General features: G+C 64.7%; 13 protein-coding genes and 1 pseudogene. 7 read left to right on the forward strand and 7 right to left on the reverse strand.

Annotated elements, in window-relative coordinates; genetic code table 11:
- Positions 1-119: 119 nt before the first annotated feature.
- Positions 120-2,018 carry a glucans biosynthesis glucosyltransferase MdoH gene (gene mdoH / locus K7I12_RS11955; RefSeq protein WP_231664237.1) on the forward strand — a complete coding sequence of 633 codons (1,899 nt, stop codon included), beginning with the start codon at positions 120-122 and terminating at the stop codon, positions 2,016-2,018.
- 264 nt (positions 2,019-2,282) lie between these two features.
- Complete coding sequence (locus tag K7I12_RS11960) at positions 2,283-2,945, forward strand: alpha/beta hydrolase (protein WP_231664238.1); 663 nt, start codon at positions 2,283-2,285, stop codon at positions 2,943-2,945.
- 18 nt (positions 2,946-2,963) lie between these two features.
- Here the strand turns inward: K7I12_RS11960 and K7I12_RS11965 are convergent, their stop codons facing one another.
- From K7I12_RS11965 to edd, 6 genes are all read right to left on the reverse strand, one after another.
- Positions 2,964-3,932, reverse strand: a complete 969-nt coding sequence (locus K7I12_RS11965; protein WP_231664240.1) for a carbohydrate kinase family protein — start codon at positions 3,930-3,932, stop codon at positions 2,964-2,966.
- Positions 3,929-5,617 carry a glucose-6-phosphate isomerase gene (pgi, locus tag K7I12_RS11970; protein WP_231664242.1) on the reverse strand — a complete coding sequence of 563 codons (1,689 nt, stop codon included), beginning with the start codon at positions 5,615-5,617 and terminating at the stop codon, positions 3,929-3,931. Before pgi ends, K7I12_RS11965 begins: the two co-directional genes overlap by 4 nt.
- 292 nt (positions 5,618-5,909) lie before the next feature.
- On the reverse strand, positions 5,910-6,785 hold the full coding sequence (locus K7I12_RS11975) for an aldo/keto reductase (RefSeq protein ID WP_231664243.1): 876 nt from the start codon (positions 6,783-6,785) through the stop codon (positions 5,910-5,912).
- The gene (locus K7I12_RS11980) at positions 6,782-7,672 is read right to left on the reverse strand and encodes a D-hexose-6-phosphate mutarotase (RefSeq protein ID WP_231664244.1); all 891 of its coding nucleotides are present in this window, start codon (positions 7,670-7,672) and stop codon (positions 6,782-6,784) included. Before K7I12_RS11980 ends, K7I12_RS11975 begins: the two co-directional genes overlap by 4 nt.
- On the reverse strand, positions 7,669-8,637 hold the full coding sequence (glk, locus tag K7I12_RS11985) for a glucokinase (protein ID WP_231664245.1): 969 nt from the start codon (positions 8,635-8,637) through the stop codon (positions 7,669-7,671). The genes K7I12_RS11980 and glk overlap by 4 nt, the downstream gene beginning before the upstream one ends.
- Positions 8,634-10,490: a phosphogluconate dehydratase gene (edd, locus tag K7I12_RS11990; protein ID WP_231664246.1), complete on the reverse strand. Its 1,857-nt coding sequence runs from the start codon at positions 10,488-10,490 to the stop codon at positions 8,634-8,636. Before edd ends, glk begins: the two co-directional genes overlap by 4 nt.
- A gap of 197 nt (positions 10,491-10,687) precedes the next feature.
- Between edd and gap the strand changes: the two genes are divergently transcribed.
- The 5 genes from gap to K7I12_RS12015 all read left to right on the forward strand — a co-directional run bounded on the left by gap (position 10,688) and on the right by K7I12_RS12015 (position 15,628).
- Positions 10,688-11,692, forward strand: coding sequence for a type I glyceraldehyde-3-phosphate dehydrogenase (gene gap / locus K7I12_RS11995; RefSeq protein WP_231664247.1), 1,005 nt, complete (start codon positions 10,688-10,690; stop codon positions 11,690-11,692).
- A gap of 214 nt (positions 11,693-11,906) precedes the next feature.
- On the forward strand, positions 11,907-12,359 hold the full coding sequence (locus K7I12_RS12000) for a reverse transcriptase domain-containing protein (RefSeq protein ID WP_231664248.1): 453 nt from the start codon (positions 11,907-11,909) through the stop codon (positions 12,357-12,359).
- Positions 12,360-12,624: 265 nt separating this feature from the next.
- Positions 12,625-14,613, forward strand: coding sequence for a helix-turn-helix domain-containing protein (locus tag K7I12_RS12005; RefSeq protein WP_051907483.1), 1,989 nt, complete (start codon positions 12,625-12,627; stop codon positions 14,611-14,613).
- Positions 14,610-15,311, forward strand: coding sequence for an AzlC family ABC transporter permease (locus K7I12_RS12010; protein ID WP_035575317.1), 702 nt, complete (start codon positions 14,610-14,612; stop codon positions 15,309-15,311). The genes K7I12_RS12005 and K7I12_RS12010 overlap by 4 nt, the downstream gene beginning before the upstream one ends.
- Positions 15,290-15,628 carry an AzlD domain-containing protein gene (locus tag K7I12_RS12015; protein ID WP_031384291.1) on the forward strand — a complete coding sequence of 113 codons (339 nt, stop codon included), beginning with the start codon at positions 15,290-15,292 and terminating at the stop codon, positions 15,626-15,628. The genes K7I12_RS12010 and K7I12_RS12015 overlap by 22 nt, the downstream gene beginning before the upstream one ends.
- 265 nt (positions 15,629-15,893) lie before the next feature.
- Here the strand turns inward: K7I12_RS12015 and K7I12_RS12020 are convergent.
- A pseudogene (locus tag K7I12_RS12020) lies at positions 15,894-16,224 on the reverse strand (hypothetical protein); the annotation flags it as partial.

A 16,224-nucleotide genomic window follows, 5' to 3' on the forward strand; every position in this document is an offset into this window, starting at 1 on the left:
GTGACCGGACGTTGAACCACGATGCCGATTCGTCGGTTGTCGAACAGGCGGGTCGGGCGAAAGGCATGCCAGGGGGCGGCGCAAGCGAGGCCCGGCCAGGGGGGGGCGATCACCAGCGCATGCCGTTGCTGGGGCTGCGCCGGTTGGTCTTCTTCATCCTGTCGTTGCTGACCAGCCTGCAGGGCGCCTACATGATGTTCGACATCCTGCGTGCCAATGGCCTGACCGTGCTCGAGCTGTCGATCCTGGTGCTGTTCGTGTGCATGTTCGCCTGGATCGCGGTGTCTTTCTGGACCGGCATTGCCGGGTTCCTGGTGGTGTTCTCAAAGCGCGACCCGCTGACGCTCAAGCGCGCCGCACCGCTCGACGAGACCCTCGACCCCGAGCGGCGCATCGCCTTGCTGATGCCGGTCTACAACGAGGATACCGAGCGGGTGATCGCCGGACTCGAAGCAACCTGCCTGTCGCTGGCCGACACCGGCAAGTCGGCAGCTTTCGATGTCTTCCTGTTAAGCGACACCACCGATGCCGAGGTCGCCGAGGCCGAGCGACACGCCGCCGCCGCGCTGCGTCGGCGACTGCCGGCCGGCCTGACCCTCTATTACCGCCATCGCGAGCGCAATATCGGCCGCAAGGTGGGCAACCTGGCGGATTTCTGTTCGCGCTGGGGGCAGCACTACGAGAGCATGCTGATTCTCGATGCCGACAGCGTGATGGGGGGGCGCACGCTGGTGCGCATGGCGGCGACGATGCAGGCCAATCCGCGTCTGGGACTGCTGCAGACCGTGCCGTTGCCGGTGCGTTCGAACACCTTGTTCGGGCGTTTCCTGCAATTCGCGGCAACCCTCTACAGCCCCATGCTGGCGGCCGGGCAGAGCGTCTGGCAGGGCGACACCGCCAACTACTGGGGGCATAACGCGATCATTCGCATCGAGGCTTTCGTCAAGCACTGCGGGCTGCCGTCGCTGCCTGGCAAGGCGCCGATGGGCGGCGAGATCCTCAGCCACGATTTCGTCGAGGCGGCATTGCTGCGGCGTGCCGGCTGGGAGGTGCGTCTGCACGCCGGTCTCGAGGACAGCTACGAGGAACTGCCCGGCAACATGGTCGATTACGCCAAGCGCGATCGACGCTGGTGCCAGGGCAACATGCAGCACCTGCGGCTGCTGTTCGCCAAGCGCCTGCACCCCATCAGCCGCCTGCATTTTCTGCTCGGCGCGCTGGCCTACGTTGCCTCGCTGCTGTGGCTGATCATGCTGAGCCTGAGCACCGTGGATGCGGTCTTCAATGCGCTGGCCAAGGTGCGCTTCTTCAACTCGGGTTACCAGCTGTTCCCCGAATGGCCCGAGTCGCGGGTGGCGATGATCGCCTCGCTGCTGGCGATCACCGTGATCATGCTGCTGTTGCCCAAGCTGCTGGGCATCGTCGTCGGTCTGCAGCAGCGTCGCGGTGATTTCGGCGGCGCTCTGCGGCTGACCGTCAGCGCGCTGATGGAGATCGTGTTCTCGGTGCTGATCGCGCCATTGATGATGGCGTTTCACGCCTGGTTCGTGATCAGTGTGTTGAGCGGACGCACCGTGTCGTGGAGTTCCCAGGTGCGTGGCGGGCGGCTGATTCCGTGGAGCGTCGCCTGGCGGCGAACCGGGGCGATGACGCTGGTCGGGATCATCTGGGGGGCGGTCAGCTATTACTACGCGCCGCTGTTCTTCTGGTGGTTGTCGCCGGTGTTGCTGGGCATGGTGCTTTCGGCGCCGTTGCTGCGCTATACCAGCAGCATTCGCGGCGGCGAACAGCTGCGCCGGTGTGGCCTGATGTGCATCCCGGCAGAGGTCGATACGCCGGAGGTGCTGAAGAGACTGGCGGCCCTGGAGCAACAAGACCTGACCCATGCCGCTGTCGGCGACACCGCGGTCGAGGCGCTGCTGCCGACAGGCGAACGCCGCCAGGAGATGCCCATCCAGTCGTTGAGGGCGCCCTGGGGGCTGGGCGGCGCGCCGTACCCGGGCAAGCAGGATGCTTAGGGCCTGTTGACGTTTCGTCGCGGCCGCGACGAAACGTCAACAGGCCCTAGTTCCTTTGGGCAGGATCGTCATGCCTCTCGATGCCTGGATAGCGCTCGCCACCGTCATCGCCGCGTTCGTGCCGACGGGCGCCACGCGGCTGGGTGCCGACATCATCCGCTGATCGGGGCCACGGCGCTGCTGATACCCTGCTTCTGCTCCTTCTGATCGTTGCTGGACGGCATGATAGGCTTGGCACAACGACCCCGCGAGTGAGGAGAACGCATGTCCCGAGAACCACTGATCATCGAGCCGCGCGATGGCAGCGACGCCAACGCGGCGCTGATCCTGCTGCACGGGCTGGGCGCCGACGGCAACGACTTCGCGCCGCTGTTGCCGGCACTCAACCTGCCCAAGGGCCTGGCGCTACGTTGCGTGCTGCCGCACGCGCCGCAACGCGCGGTGACCGTCAACGGCGGAATGCGCATGCCGGCCTGGTACGACATTCTGGCGATGGATCTTTCCCGGGAGGTCGACGAAGCGCAGCTCAAGGCCTCGGCGGGCTATGTTCATGAACTGATCGACGCCCAGCGAGCTGCCGGCATCGACAGCCGGCGGATCGTCGTCGCCGGTTTCTCGCAGGGCGGCGCGGTGGCCTACCAGGCGGCCCTGAGCTATCCCGAGCCGCTGGCCGGCCTGCTGGCGCTGTCGACCTACTTCGCCACCGCCGATTCGCTGCAGCTGGCAGCCGCCAATCGCGGCCTGCCGACCGCCGTGCATCACGGCACCTTCGACCCGGTGGTTCCCGAACAGCTGGGCCGCGCGGGCTATGAGAAGGTCCGTGAACTGGGTGTGCCGGCCGAGTACCGTCGCTTTGCCATGGCCCACGCGCTGTGTCCGGAGCAGATCGGGGTGATCGGCGACTGGCTGGGCCAGCGGCTGGGCTGAGCGCGTCGGCCCAGCCGCTCAGTGCTTGAGCCGTTCGAGATCCTCCCGCGAGGGCAGCGCGGCGTAGGCGCCTGGCTGGGTGACGGCATGTGCGCCGCAGCGGCAGGCGATCGCCACCGCGCGCTTGAGACCCTCGCTGTCGTCGCACCACTCGGCAAAGCCGGTGGCATCTACGTTGGCCTCGGCGAGCATCGCCAGCAGGCCGCCGATGAAGGCATCGCCGCCGGCGGTGGTATCGATGGCCCGGACCGCGGGCGGGACGATCTCGAAGCGTTGGCCGAGACGCTGCACGCTCACCGGCTCGGCGCCGTCGGTGATCACCACCAGTCGCACCCCGGCGGCCAGGCGCTGGCTGATCCAGGCGTCCACCGGATGATCGCCGCGCAGCGCCTCGACCTCGTCGCTGGAGAGCTTGACCAGTTGCGCGCGATCGAGCAACGCGGTGACCCGAGCGATGTCGACCTGGCCGTCGGGCCACAGGTTGGCGCGCAGGTTGGCATCGACGCTGACCAGGCTGCCCGAGCGCTGGGCGATGTCGGCCAGCGTCAGGGTGGTCTCGGCGATGGCCTCCTCGGTCAGGCTGTTGCTGCACAAGTGAACGATCGCCGGCTCGGCGAACACCCCCGTCGGCAGGTGCTCGAGGCGATACAGCAGATCCGCCGCCGGTGGCCGGTAGAAGTCGAAGGTGCGCTCGCCGTGGGCGTCGCGAGAGACGAAGGCCAGCGCGGTGCGCGCATCAAACGTGGTCACCACGCCCGAGACATCGACGCCGTGACTGGCCATCTCGGCGGTCAAAAACCGTCCGAAGCGGTCCGCGCCGACCATGCCCAGAAAGCGACTGGGCACGCCCAGCCGGGCGCAGGCCACGGCGACGTTGGCCGGTGCGCCGCCGGCGTAGGGGGTGAAGGTTTCCGGGCCGCTGGCGTCGCCCAGGCGGCTCGATAGCATGTCGACGAGGGCCTCGCCGAAGGCGATCACGGGCGTCATGAGTGCTTGCCTTGCCGGTGGGTGGATGGCTTCTTCGCGGTCTGCTTGGCGGCCGCCCCGCGGCCCGCCGCTTCGGCGGGGCGGTGTGCCGGGAAATGCTCGCGCATCAGCGCCAGCAGACCCTGGGTCGAGGCGTCGAAGTCCTGAGTGCGCTCGTCGATGCGCTCGCTGATCTCGCCGGCGATGCGCTTGCCGAGCTGCACGCCCCATTGGTCGAAGGAGTTGATGTTCCAGATCACCCCCTGGACGAACACCTTGTGCTCGTAGAGGGCGAGCAGCGCGCCGAGGTTGCGCGGCGTCAGCTCGTCGAGCAGCAGCGTGCTCGACGGCCGATTGCCCGGACAGCTGTAGGGGTCGAGCTGACTGCGCTCCTGGCTTCCCCCCTGGCTGCCCTCCATGAAGGCGTTGGCCTGGGCGAGCATGTTGGTGAGCAGCGCGAAATGATGCTCCTCCACGCCTTCGTCGGGCTTGAGCGAGGCGATGAAGTCGATCGGCACGTAGCGGGTGCCCTGGTGCAGCAGCTGGAAGAACGCATGCTGGCCGTTGGAGCCGGTCTGGCCCCAGACGATCGGCCCGGTCTTGTAGTCCACCGGATGACCGAAGATGTCCACCGACTTGCCGTTGGATTCCATGTCGAGCTGCTGCAGGAACGACGGCAGCTGATGCAGCGCCTGGTCGTAGGGCACGATGGCCTGGGTCTCGGCGCCCTGAAAGTTGATGTACCAGATGCCGATCAGCGCCATCAGCACCGGCATGTTTTGCTCGAAGGGCGCCTCGATGAAGTGCTGATCCATCTCGTAGGCGCCCGCGAGCAGCTCCATGAAGCCATCGAAGCCGATCGACAGGGCGATCGGCAGGCCGATCGACGACCACATCGAATAGCGCCCGCCGACCCAGGCCCAGAATTCGAAGACGTTCTCCTCGCGGATGCCGAATTCCATCGCCGCGCGGCGGTTGGTCGAGGCGGCGATGAAGTGCGCGCCGACATCGGCATCCTCGCCGGCGTTGTCGAGGAACCAACGCCGCGCGGTCTTGGCGTTGAGCAGCGTCTCCTGGGTCGAGAAGGTCTTGGTCGAGACGATGAACAGCGTGGTCGCCGGGTCCAGCGTCCTCAGCACTTTCTGGATGTGCGCGCCGTCGACGTTGGAAACGAAGTGGAAGTTGAGCTCGCTATGGCGGTACTTGAGCAGCGCCCGGCAGGCCATGTTGGGCCCCAGGTCCGAGCCGCCGATGCCGATGTTGACCACGTCCTTGATGCGCTGGCCGTTGTAGCCTTTCCAGCTGCCGTCGCGCACGGCCTCGGAGAAGTCGCGGATCTGCTCGCGGGTGCTGCGGATCTCGGGCATCACGTCCTTGCCGTCGACCATCAGCGGCGTGTCGGCAAGGTTGCGCAGCGCGGTGTGCAGCACCGGGCGGTCTTCGGTGACGTTGATGATGTCGCCGGAGAACATCTGCGCGCGACGCTGCACCAGCGCCGAATGCCTGGCCAGTTCGAGCAGCTTGGCGAGCACCGCATCGGAAATGTGATGCTTGGAATAATCCAGAAACAGCCCGCCGACGCGCAGGCTCATCGTGTCGAAGCGTGCGGGGTCGGCGGCGAAATAGTCGCGGATGCGGTCATCGGCGGTTTCCCGATGCAGGCGTTGCAGCGCCTGCCAGGTCACGCTGCGGGTGAGTTGGAACATGGGGCGTGTCCTTATATTGCCAGCATCTGATTAGAGGGCGTTAACAAAAGGGTTGCGCTCGACAATACAGCGTTAAAATCGTCCTCAAAATACTCATTTACTCCGTGTAAACTCCGTTTTTTCGTTCGATTTTGCCTTGTCTTGCCTTCGCTCGCCTGTTTTGTAAACGCCCGCTAGGGGCTTGCGCCGCTATAGTCCGTCGTGTATCGGCAGTGAATCGTGTCACACGATGATCTCAGGCGGCGCTGCCACGAGCAATCCGCCATTCGCCGAAGCGCCATCGGCTCGACGTTCAGGCGACGCGATGGCCGCGCGACTCCTCGAGCAGCATGAACCACGTCGCGCGGTCGATCTCCAGCTGGCTGTCGGCAAGTAGCGCCTGGATCCGTGCGGCCTTGAGCGTGCCGATCACCGGCACCGGCGAGCCGGGAATGCGCCGCAGCCAGGCCAGCGCGAGTCCGGCCCGGCTGACGCCAAGTTCCTCGGCCAGTGAACTCAGCGAGCTGCCGAGCACGTCCTCGAAGACGCTGCCGCCGCCCAGCGGCGACGACGCCAGCGGCTGGTGGCCGTCGTTGAGCACGGCATCGAAGAGCCCGTCGAACAGCGGCTCGGCATGCGCCAGCGAGAGTTCCAGCTGGTGGACGTGCAAGTCGTGACGCATCGCTCTCTGCAGGCGTCGCCACTGCTCGGGCATGAAATTCGATACGCCGGCCGCGCCGATCTTGCCGGCGTCGATCGCGGTGTCCAGCGCCTCGGCGGTTTCTGCGGGCTCCATCAACGGGTCGGGACGATGCAGCAGGAAATGATCGAGGCGCTCGACGCCCAGTCGTGACAGCGAGGCGTCGATCGCGGCGGTGAGGTACTCGGGCGTGGTGTCGTAATGCTTGACGGCGTGGCCCGACTCGTCGAGTCCGGGCAGCACGATGTCCGCCTTGCTCACCACGCGGACGCGAGACGCCAGCGCCGGGCGTGCCCGGAGGGCTTCGCCGAAGCGCGTCTCGCTTTCGCGGCTGCCGTAGATGTCGGCATGGTCGAACCAGCCGAGGCCCTCGTCGAGGCGCGCCTCCAGCCAATCGGCCAGCGCCGTCGGCGTCGACAGCTCAAAGGCGTTGTGAAGGCGCATCATGCCCAGCAGGAAGGGCACGTCGAACGTCAGCGGGTCGTTCATGCAGAGTCCCCGTCGCGGCTGATGGTGGTCGACAGCAGGTGCTGGGCGCCGGGCACCAGCCACACCGGATCGACCCGCGTGCAGGCGGCCTCGACGCACAGGAAACGCTGGCCGGCGTCGGCGGGGGTGTCATCGGGCAGCGCGCTGTCGGGGTGCCAGACCACCGTCGAGTCGCTGCCCTGCTTGGCGATGCGCAGGCGTCGCACGCCGTCGTCGAGAATCGCCTCGCGGTTGGACTGGTAGATGCGATCGACCGGCCCGCGGATGCCCAGCTCGCCCTGCTGGACGTGCTCGGCGAAGCCCTCGAGCTTGTCGAGATAGCGTGCGCCGGCCAGGCCCTCGACACGGCATTCATGACAGTGCCTGACGCTGAAGTAGCTGTGCAGCGCGCCGGTGTACTTGACCGGTGTTTCACCGACGTGCTCGGTGATCACCTCGACATGCAGGCGCTGGGCGTTGGCCTGGACCACCACGCGGGGCACCAGTTGCTGATGCAATCGCGCAACCGGCGATAGATGCAGCTCGACGCCCTCCTGGTGCTCGTCGGCGGCGTCGAGTCGCCAGTCGGCCGTGCGCGCCGGGCCGTGCATCGGGCCCTGGCCATCCGGCGATTCGTCGGCAAATCTTTCGTCGGCAAACCACGGCCAGCAGACCGGAATGCCGCCGCGAATCGCCCCGGGCAGCGCCTGGGGCGTCGGCGTCACCCACAGCCAGCCTTCATCGGTCTCGGGGGCGAACGGTAAATAGTGAAGGACTTGAGCGCCCTGCAGCGAGACGGCGAGTTCGCCCCAGGGCTCGTTGGCCAGCCACACGTCACGGCCTGCCCATTCGGCGCGGCGCCGGCCGTGGGTATCATCGATCAGTTGGCGCAGACTTGCGGGGATCATGCAACCTCCTGGTTGTGCAGGGCTTCGCAGGCACCGAGCAGGCCGGTCCAGGGCGCCGTGACCACCCACACCGGCAAGCTGGCGTTGAAGTCGCTCATGCGCCCTTTGTCGGCGAAGGCGCGGCGAAAATCGCTGCGCGGCAGCCAGTCGAGCAAGCGCGGCACGACACCGCCACACAGATACACGCCACCGCGCGCGCCGAAGGTCAGCGCCGCGTCGCCGCAGACGTCACCCAGCATCTTGAGAAAGCGCAGGATCGTCGCCTCGGCGACGGGGTCGCCGTCGCGCGCGCCATCGGTGACCGCCGCCGGGCTGTCATGGCGAGCCTCGATACCGGCGTCGTGAGCGTGGGCGCGATACAGCTCGAGCAGCCCCTGGCCGCACAGCACGCGTTCCACCGACACGCGACCGTAACTGCCGCGCAGGAATGACACCAGTTGCTGCTCGAATTCATCGGTGGGGGCGAAGGTGACATGACCGCCCTCGGTGGGCAGCGGAATCCAGTCGTGCTGGCCGGGAAACAGCCCGGCCATGCCCAAGCCGGTGCCGGGGCCGATCACCAGACGGGTGCGGTGCGCGTCGGCCTGACCCGCGCCGACCGCGACCAGCTGCTCGGCGTCGACGTGCGGTATGCCCAGCGCCTGAGCGGTGAAGTCGTTGATCACCTTGAACAGCTCGAGCGCCAGGTCGGCCTTCACCCGGCGCTTGGAAAAGCGCCAGGCATTGTTGGTCAGGCGCACGTCGTCATCGTGTACTGGACAGGCGAAGGCCAGGCAGGCTTCGCGCGGGGCACGCTCGCCGACGGCGCCGACGCGCGCCAGGTAGTCGCGCACCGCGGCTTCCAGCGTCGGGTAGTCGGCACAGCGCAGGGTCTGGATAGCCTGCAGGTCGAAGGCGTCGGGGGTCACCAGCGCGAAGCGCGCATTGGTGCCGCCGATGTCGCCGATCAGCGCCGGACGCGTCATGCGCTATGGCCTCCGTTGTCGACGTCGCGGGCCTCGAAGCCGCCGAAGGTGGCGGCGCCATCCTCGGCTCCGCCGACCAGGCTGCGAAAGCCGGCGAACAACTCGCGCCCCATGCCGTAGCGATAGCTCTCGATGTCGGTGGCGGCGGGTTCGCGGGCCTGCCATTCGGCGGCGTCGACCAGCGCCTGGAGCGTGCCGTTCTCGGGGTCGAGGCGCACCACGTCGCCCTCGCGCAGGCGCGCCAGCGGGCCGCCGTCGTAGGCTTCGGGGGTCATGTGGATCGCCGCCGGCACCTTGCCGGAAGCCCCCGACATGCGCCCGTCGGTGACCAGCGCCACCTTGTGGCCGCGATCCTGCAGCACGCCGAGATAGGGCGTCAGCTTGTGCAGCTCGGGCATGCCGTTGGCGCGCGGCCCCTGGAAACGCACCACCACCACCACGTCGCGGTCGAGTTCACCAGCGTCGAAAGCCGCCTTGAGCTCGTTCTGGTCGCTGAACAGGCGCACCGGCGCTTCGACGCGGCGAAACTCGGGCTTGACCGCGGAGATCTTGATCACCCCGCGGCCCAGATTGCCGTCGAGCACGGCAAGCCCGCCGGTGGCTGAGAACGGGTTGCTGGCCGGACGCAGCACGTCCGGGTCGAGGCTCTCGGTGGGGCCCTCGCGCCAGACCAGCTCGCCGTTGTCGAGGAACGGCTCCCGAGTGTAGTCGGACAGGTCGCCGCCGAATACGCAGTCGATGTCGCGATGCAGCAAGCCGGCATCGAGCAGTTCGCGGATCAAGAAACTCATGCCGCCGGCGGCCTGGAAATGGTTCACGTCGGCCTGCCCGTTGGGGTAGATGCGGGTCATGCTGGGCACCACCGCGGACAGTTCGGCGAAATCGTCCCAGTTGATGGTGATGCCGGCGGCGCCGGCCATGGCGACCAGATGCAGGGTATGGTTGGTCGAGCCGCCGGAGGCCAGCAGGCCGATCATGGCGTTGACGATCGCCTTCTCGTTGATCTGCTTCCAGAACGGTCGATAGTTGCCGCCCGGCTCGCTGTTGCGGATCGACTGCTCGGCGGCGTAGCGGGTCAGCGCCTCGCGCAGCGGCGTGTTGGGATTGACGAAGGAAGCGCCCGGCAGGTGCAGGCCCATCATCTCCATCATCAGCTGGTTGGAGTTGGCGGTGCCATAGAAGGTGCAGGTACCGGGGCCATGATAGGACTCGGATTCGGCCTCGAGCAGCTCGCCACGACCGACCTTGCCTTCGGTGTAGAGCTGGCGCACGCGAGCCTTCTCGCTGTTCGGCAGGCCGCTGGTCATCGGGCCGCCGGGCACGAGCATCGCCGGCAGATGGCCAAAGCGCGCCGCGCCGATGAACAGGCCCGGCACGATCTTGTCACAGATACCCAGGTAAAGAGCGGCGTCGAACATGTTGTGCGACAGCGCCACGGCGGTCGCCATGGCGATCACGTCGCGCGAGAACAGTGACAGCTCCATGCCCGGCTGGCCCTGGGTGACGCCGTCGCACATGGCCGGCACGCCGCCGGCGAACTGGGCGGTGGAGCCCATCCGGCGCGCGGCTTCCTTGATCATGTCGGGGAAGGGCGCCAGTGGCTGGTGAGCGGACAGCATGTCGTTATATGACGAAACAATGCCCAGGTTGGCACTGTTCATCAGTTTCAGTTGATTCTTGTCCTGCGGCCCGCAGGCGGCGAAGCCATGGGCCAGGTTGCCGCAGGACAGTTCGCCGCGATGCACGCCCTGGCGGTGCTGGTCCTGCATATGACGCTCATAGGCGGCGCGCCGCTCGGCCGAGCGCTCGCGAATGCGCTGGGTGACGCTGGAAACGGTGTCGTGAATAGCCATGGACAACCCCTAGTCACTGTCAGGTAAGCATGTGTGTAAAGTTACCAAAAAATTTACTTGAACGTCGCCATTCTTTGGGCCAGATTGTGCATAAAGCGTAGGATTATTTCATGGCGATTGCCTCTTGCTCCAACAGCCGCGCGAGAGGCGATCGCTTAGCGAGTTCACGCCACCACGTTGCTTTGAAGGAGGCCACCATGACACTGCGTGTCGCCATCAACGGGTTCGGACGTATCGGTCGCAACGTTCTGCGAGCGTTATATGAAAACGGTTATCGGGACCGCATTCAGGTGGTCGCCATCAACGATCTGGGCGATCCGGCGCTCAATGCGCATCTGCTCAAGCACGACAGCGTGCACGGTCATTTTAGTCACGCTGTCAGTCACGACGACGAGTCGCTGTCGGTCGACGGCGATCGAATCAGCACCCTCGCCCAGCGCGATCCCGCCCAGTTGCCGTGGCGCGAACTCAAGATCGATCTGGTGATGGAGTGCACCGGGCTGTTCACCAAGCGCGATGCAGCCGCCCAGCACCTCGAGGCCGGCGCCGAGCGGGTGTTGATCTCGGCGCCCGGTACCGACGTCGACGCCACGGTGGTCTACGGCGTCAACGACGGCATATTGACCGCCGAGCATCGCGTGGTTTCCAACGCCTCGTGCACCACCAACTGTCTGGCGCCGGTGGCCAAGGCGCTCAACGACGCGCTGGGCATCGAGAATGGCCTGATGACCACCGTGCATGCCTACACCAACGATCAGCACCTGTCGGACGTCTATCACAAGGATCCGTACCGGGCGCGTAGCGCGACCCAGTCGATGATCCCCACCAAGACCGGTGCCGCCGCCGCGGTGGGCCTGGTATTGCCGGAACTCGACGGCAAGCTCGACGGTCTGGCCGTGCGCATTCCGGTGATCAACGTCTCGCTGGTCGATCTGACCTTCACCGCCAGCCGCGAAACCAGCAAGGAAGAGGTCAACGCCATTGTCGAGAAGGCGGCGGCCGGTTCATCGATCCTGGCGGTCAACGCGCAGCCGCTGGTGTCGATCGACTTCAACCACGATGCCCATTCTTCCACGTTCGATGCCAACCATACTCGCGTCAACGACCGGCTGGTCAAGGTCATGGCCTGGTACGACAACGAGTGGGGCTTCTCCAACCGCATGCTGGATACCGCCTTGGCGATGCAAGCTACGGTTCGCTGAGTCAGGTCTTCCCACCAGGTGTGGCGGCTTGCCGGTGAGATCTCTTCGCGCTCTCACGGCTTCGCACGGATGTCGCATCGGCAGGCCGCCGCCATAGGCTGGCGTGCCAAGTCCGCCAACAAAGGTGCGCCGGGGGCCGATGGCATGACGGTGGACCAGTTGGCCGACCACCTGAAAACGCACTGGCCGACGCTGCGCGAGCGGCGGCTGGCCGGTGAGTACCCCCCCCAGCCCGGTCCGAGCCGTCGAGATTCCCAAGCCCAAGGGCGGGACGCGACAGCTCGGCATTCCCACGGTCACCGACCGGCTGATCCAGCAGGTGCTGACGCCGCTCTTCGATCCGGATTTCTCCGAGTCGAGCTACGGTTATCGCCCGAAGCGCAGCGCCCAGCAGGCCGTCTCGGCCATGAAGGCCCACGTTGAAGAGGGCCGCCGCTGGGTGGTCGATCTTGACCTGGAAGCCTTCTTCGACCGGGTGAACCATGACCTGCTGATGGCGCGGGTCGCGCGATGCGTCCACGATAAACGGGGGCTGCGCCTGATTCGTCGCTACCTGGAAGCCGGGATGTTCCAGGACGGCCTGGCCGCGCCACGCCGGCAGGGAACGCCCCAGGGTGGGCCGCTCAGCCCGCTGCTGGCGAATATCCTGTTGGATGATGTGGACTAGTTAGGATCGGTGTCTCCGCCACTTCACCCAATATAGGAACTGCTGGAGGGACCGCCTTCCTCCACAGGCGGTTTCGAAGCCGATAACCGCCCAGCATAGTTGCTGGCTCCCCGGGTGGCTAAACGAGATCCGAGAGCCAGCACCTGGCGTCCTCCACGGCAATACGGTAGCCCTTCCAGCCAGCCTCGCCATGCGTTTGAGCGCTTGAATTTTCTCTTCGATTGTTCTATAAAAGGAACATAGTCCATTTTAAGGAACGAAAGAAGTGCAGCATCTCGCCACTCTAGCCAGCAACCTGAAACGTGTTCGCCTGCACAGGGGGCTAACCCTCTCCGGCCTGGCCCAGCGCTGCGGTATCGCGAAATCCACGCTATCCAGGATGGAATCGGGCCAAGGAAACCCTACAATCGATACCTTATGGCTACTTGCCGACGCGCTTGGCGTGCCCTTCGGCGACTTGGTGGCCAATGATGGAAGCGGCCCAACCGAGCCTGGCGAGTTCAGCGGGCAGGGTGCGTCTGTTCGCTTAATCGAACGACATGATAGCAACCCGGTCGTCGAGACTTACCGTCTGGCACTGCCGGCCGGACACATCAGGCGCTCTGCACCGCATGCACCAGGCGTTCGCGAGCGGGTGGTGGTGCAACAGGGAAGCATGCTGGTGGGTGATGCCCTGCGCCCCCAGCGACTCAATCCTGGAGAATCCTGTGAGTATGCTGCAGACGTGGAACACCTCTACGGCGCATCGGACGAACCAGCCGTGGGAATCGTGTTCATCGAGTACCCCACTGATGCCAGCCACCTCCATCTCGTGGACCAAGCCATCGACTGGCCCGACACGCCGCAGGAATGGGAAGGCGCCCGCAGCCTGTTTCACCGGTTGGCGATCGAGACCTCCACCGGGCTCACGGGCAGCCTGCTACGTTTGCGCCATGCCCCAAAAGATAGCAACGATATAGGTGAGCAGGTCATCGAGCATGTCGGCTTGCGAGCAAGTGATGCCTGGCCAATCTACTGCGTGGCTGGCCACGACTCTCACGACGCCTTCTGGGCAGTCGTACCACTGACAACCACCTCGGCCTTTGTGGCCAGTCCTCTCGAGGGAGTTGACGATATTCTGGACGAGGCCAGACGGCTCGCGCGCCTGGCCGAATCTCCTTTCCTGCCTGACACCTCGGTCCGGTCGGAGAAACACCGTCACTCTCCATACATTGTCCTTGACTGCCTGACGAGTGAAGTCGCGTTACAGCGTGGCGACATAGCCTTGCCCGGCACGGTCACGCTCGAAGCCCCCTTCAATCGACACGCAACCTCTCAGGAAGCAGAAGCCTTTTCGAGCAGGATCGATTTCGACCACTACGCCGCCTATGAGTTAGTGCACCCAGCTTACGCTCGCCAGATGGTCGCTATGGCAGAGGACATCCTGGCCTTCGGCGGCGACTTGGCAACCGGCAACGCCATTGACATCGGCACGGGCCCGGGCACCGCCCTGCTGATGCTGACCGAGCTACTGCCAAGACTAAGGGTAACAGCCGTCGAACCCGATGACGTCGCCATCGCCCATCTCAAGGCGCTCTCGAAAGGACAAGAGCGTATCAAACCTCATCACGGGGATTTCCTTGCACTCGATACACCTCCGGCCAGCCAGAGGCTCCTGACCTCGGTGGGTGCCTCACATCACTTCAACACCCCCTTCATGCTCAAGAAGTGTCAGGAGCTTTTACAACCCGGTGGTCTGCTATGCGTGGCCGACGAGTTTCTTCCCGAATTTCATGATCGGGAGACCCGGCTGCGCGCCTTAGTTCTTCATCACAGTGCCTATATCCTGGCTAGCACAGCATGCCTGGAGCGCGCTGATCTCCGAGCATTTACGGCAGATACCCGAAGCTGCCACGACGATATTCGCCAGCCCCTCTGCCTGGCGGTACTCGAGGCGCAGCGCGGCTTGGTCAACGAAGCCGTCACGCGCTGCCGGAGCTTGCTATCCCGACTGAATAGTCAGGGTCTGGAACAGGCCGCTCACTGCCCGCTCGGCGTCTTCGTCAGATTCTTTCGACTAGAAATGCAAGCGATGGTGGCCGGCTTTGATTATGAGGTAGAGCGCAAGACGTATACTCGGCGCTTCCTGGAACTGGCTCGATTCAATGGGTTCGAGCTGCTGCATCATCGTCGCGTCTTTGCTACCACGGGTACAGATGACTGGCAAGGTGGTACTCATGTCTTCACCTTCCGTAGGCATGGGGGCGCACCATGAATGCCTTCCTGAGAGGGCTCGCTGGCAGTGCCTCCGTCGCTGCTGGCTATTTGCCCATCGCCTTTGGCTTCGGCCTGACCGCGCTACAGGCGGGGCTGTCGCCCCAGTCCACCCTGCTGATCTCCATGGTGGTATTCGCCGGCGCAAGTCAGTTCATCCTTGTCGCCCTGCTGACATCAGGAGCGGGGCTGCTCGGCACCCTCGTCGCCGTGCTGCTGATGAATGCCCGCCACTTGCTCTATGGCCCGGCTCTGATGCCACAGCTAATGGCCCAGGGAAAGCGGTACCCTACGCCCCTGCTGGCATTCGGTTTGACAGATGAGGTCTTCGCCACGGCAGCTGGACGTCTCGACCAGCTTGCGCCAGAGGATCGACAAGCGTGGCACCTGGGCCTGCAACTCGGTGCTTATGGCGCCTGGATGGCAGGCACGCTGATGGGTGTGACGTTCGGTGGAGAAATCGACCAGCTTCCTATCGCCCTGGCGGCGGCCCTGGAGTTCATCCTGCCGGCGTTGTTCTTCGTGCTGTTACTGGAGATCGGCGTACGGAAGTGGCTCGGCACTATTGTGGTTACGGTACTGGTTACAGCCCTGCTCCAGACGATACTGCCAAGCTATCACGCCCTCACATTGGGGATGCTGTTAGGAGCGGCCTCATCACAGCTCAGGAGGAAGCCATGCTCTCGACGCTCCACCTGACGATTCTGCTTGCCGGCATTGTCACCTTTCTGCTGCGGTGGCTGCCGGTCATGCAGCACTCAGTGCCTCGCCGCAACTTGCCAGGCTCCGTCAGGCAGCTGCTAGCGGCCATTGGACCTGCGGCATTGGCAGCGTTGCTGACGATCTCGCTATTTCCCATGTTGTTTGACTCCCCCTTCGCGCCACAGGACTGGAACATATACGTAGCACTATTGACTATTATCTTATGCAAGAATTTTTTTGGTGGCATCGCCATACCGACTGTCCTTGGAACGTTTTTTTATGGAATATCCACATATTTTATTAACGGCTTTTAATGTCTCAGGTCTTTCATGCCACCCATTAATATTATCCTGAATCCGTGATGCCGCCGCAGACACTCGCCCTGTCTCCACCAATGAGCGTTTTTTGAGCATTTGGATCGCATATCGATGGATGCGCTGGTCCATATCACCAAAAATTCCCGTGCTGAACGGTCCAGATAGCCTGATTTTGCCGGCTTTGCCCTCTGCCAGACACGGCCAGCCTGGCGATCGATGATCGCCACTCGCGCACCGCTGGTGGATAACCTCCGGCAGCTGGTCAGCAGGGCGACCCTCGCGGGTAACGCAGCCGGCTCCGCAGGGTGTTCAACACCCTCATGCGGCCAATGTCCTGCCCGACATCGAGGATGATCTGACGGGCCTTGTGGACTACCACGGCGGCACGATGGACCAGTTCCTGCAATACGGTGCGTATCCGGCGCCGCTTGGCGGGACGCAGCTCCAGGCCCTGGCACCAGCCTTCATTGCTCAGATAGGCGGCGATCGACGTGTAGCCATCGACCTTCTCCTTCCGGGCGTCCACCTCGCTGTTTCGTCTCGAACTGATCGAGAGCGATACGCTGCGCGAGCGAGCTACGAAGATCCTTGCC

Source organism: Halomonas sp. IOP_31 (assembly GCF_021151495.1).
In the GTDB taxonomy this organism is placed as follows: domain Bacteria; phylum Pseudomonadota; class Gammaproteobacteria; order Pseudomonadales; family Halomonadaceae; genus Modicisalibacter; species Modicisalibacter zincidurans.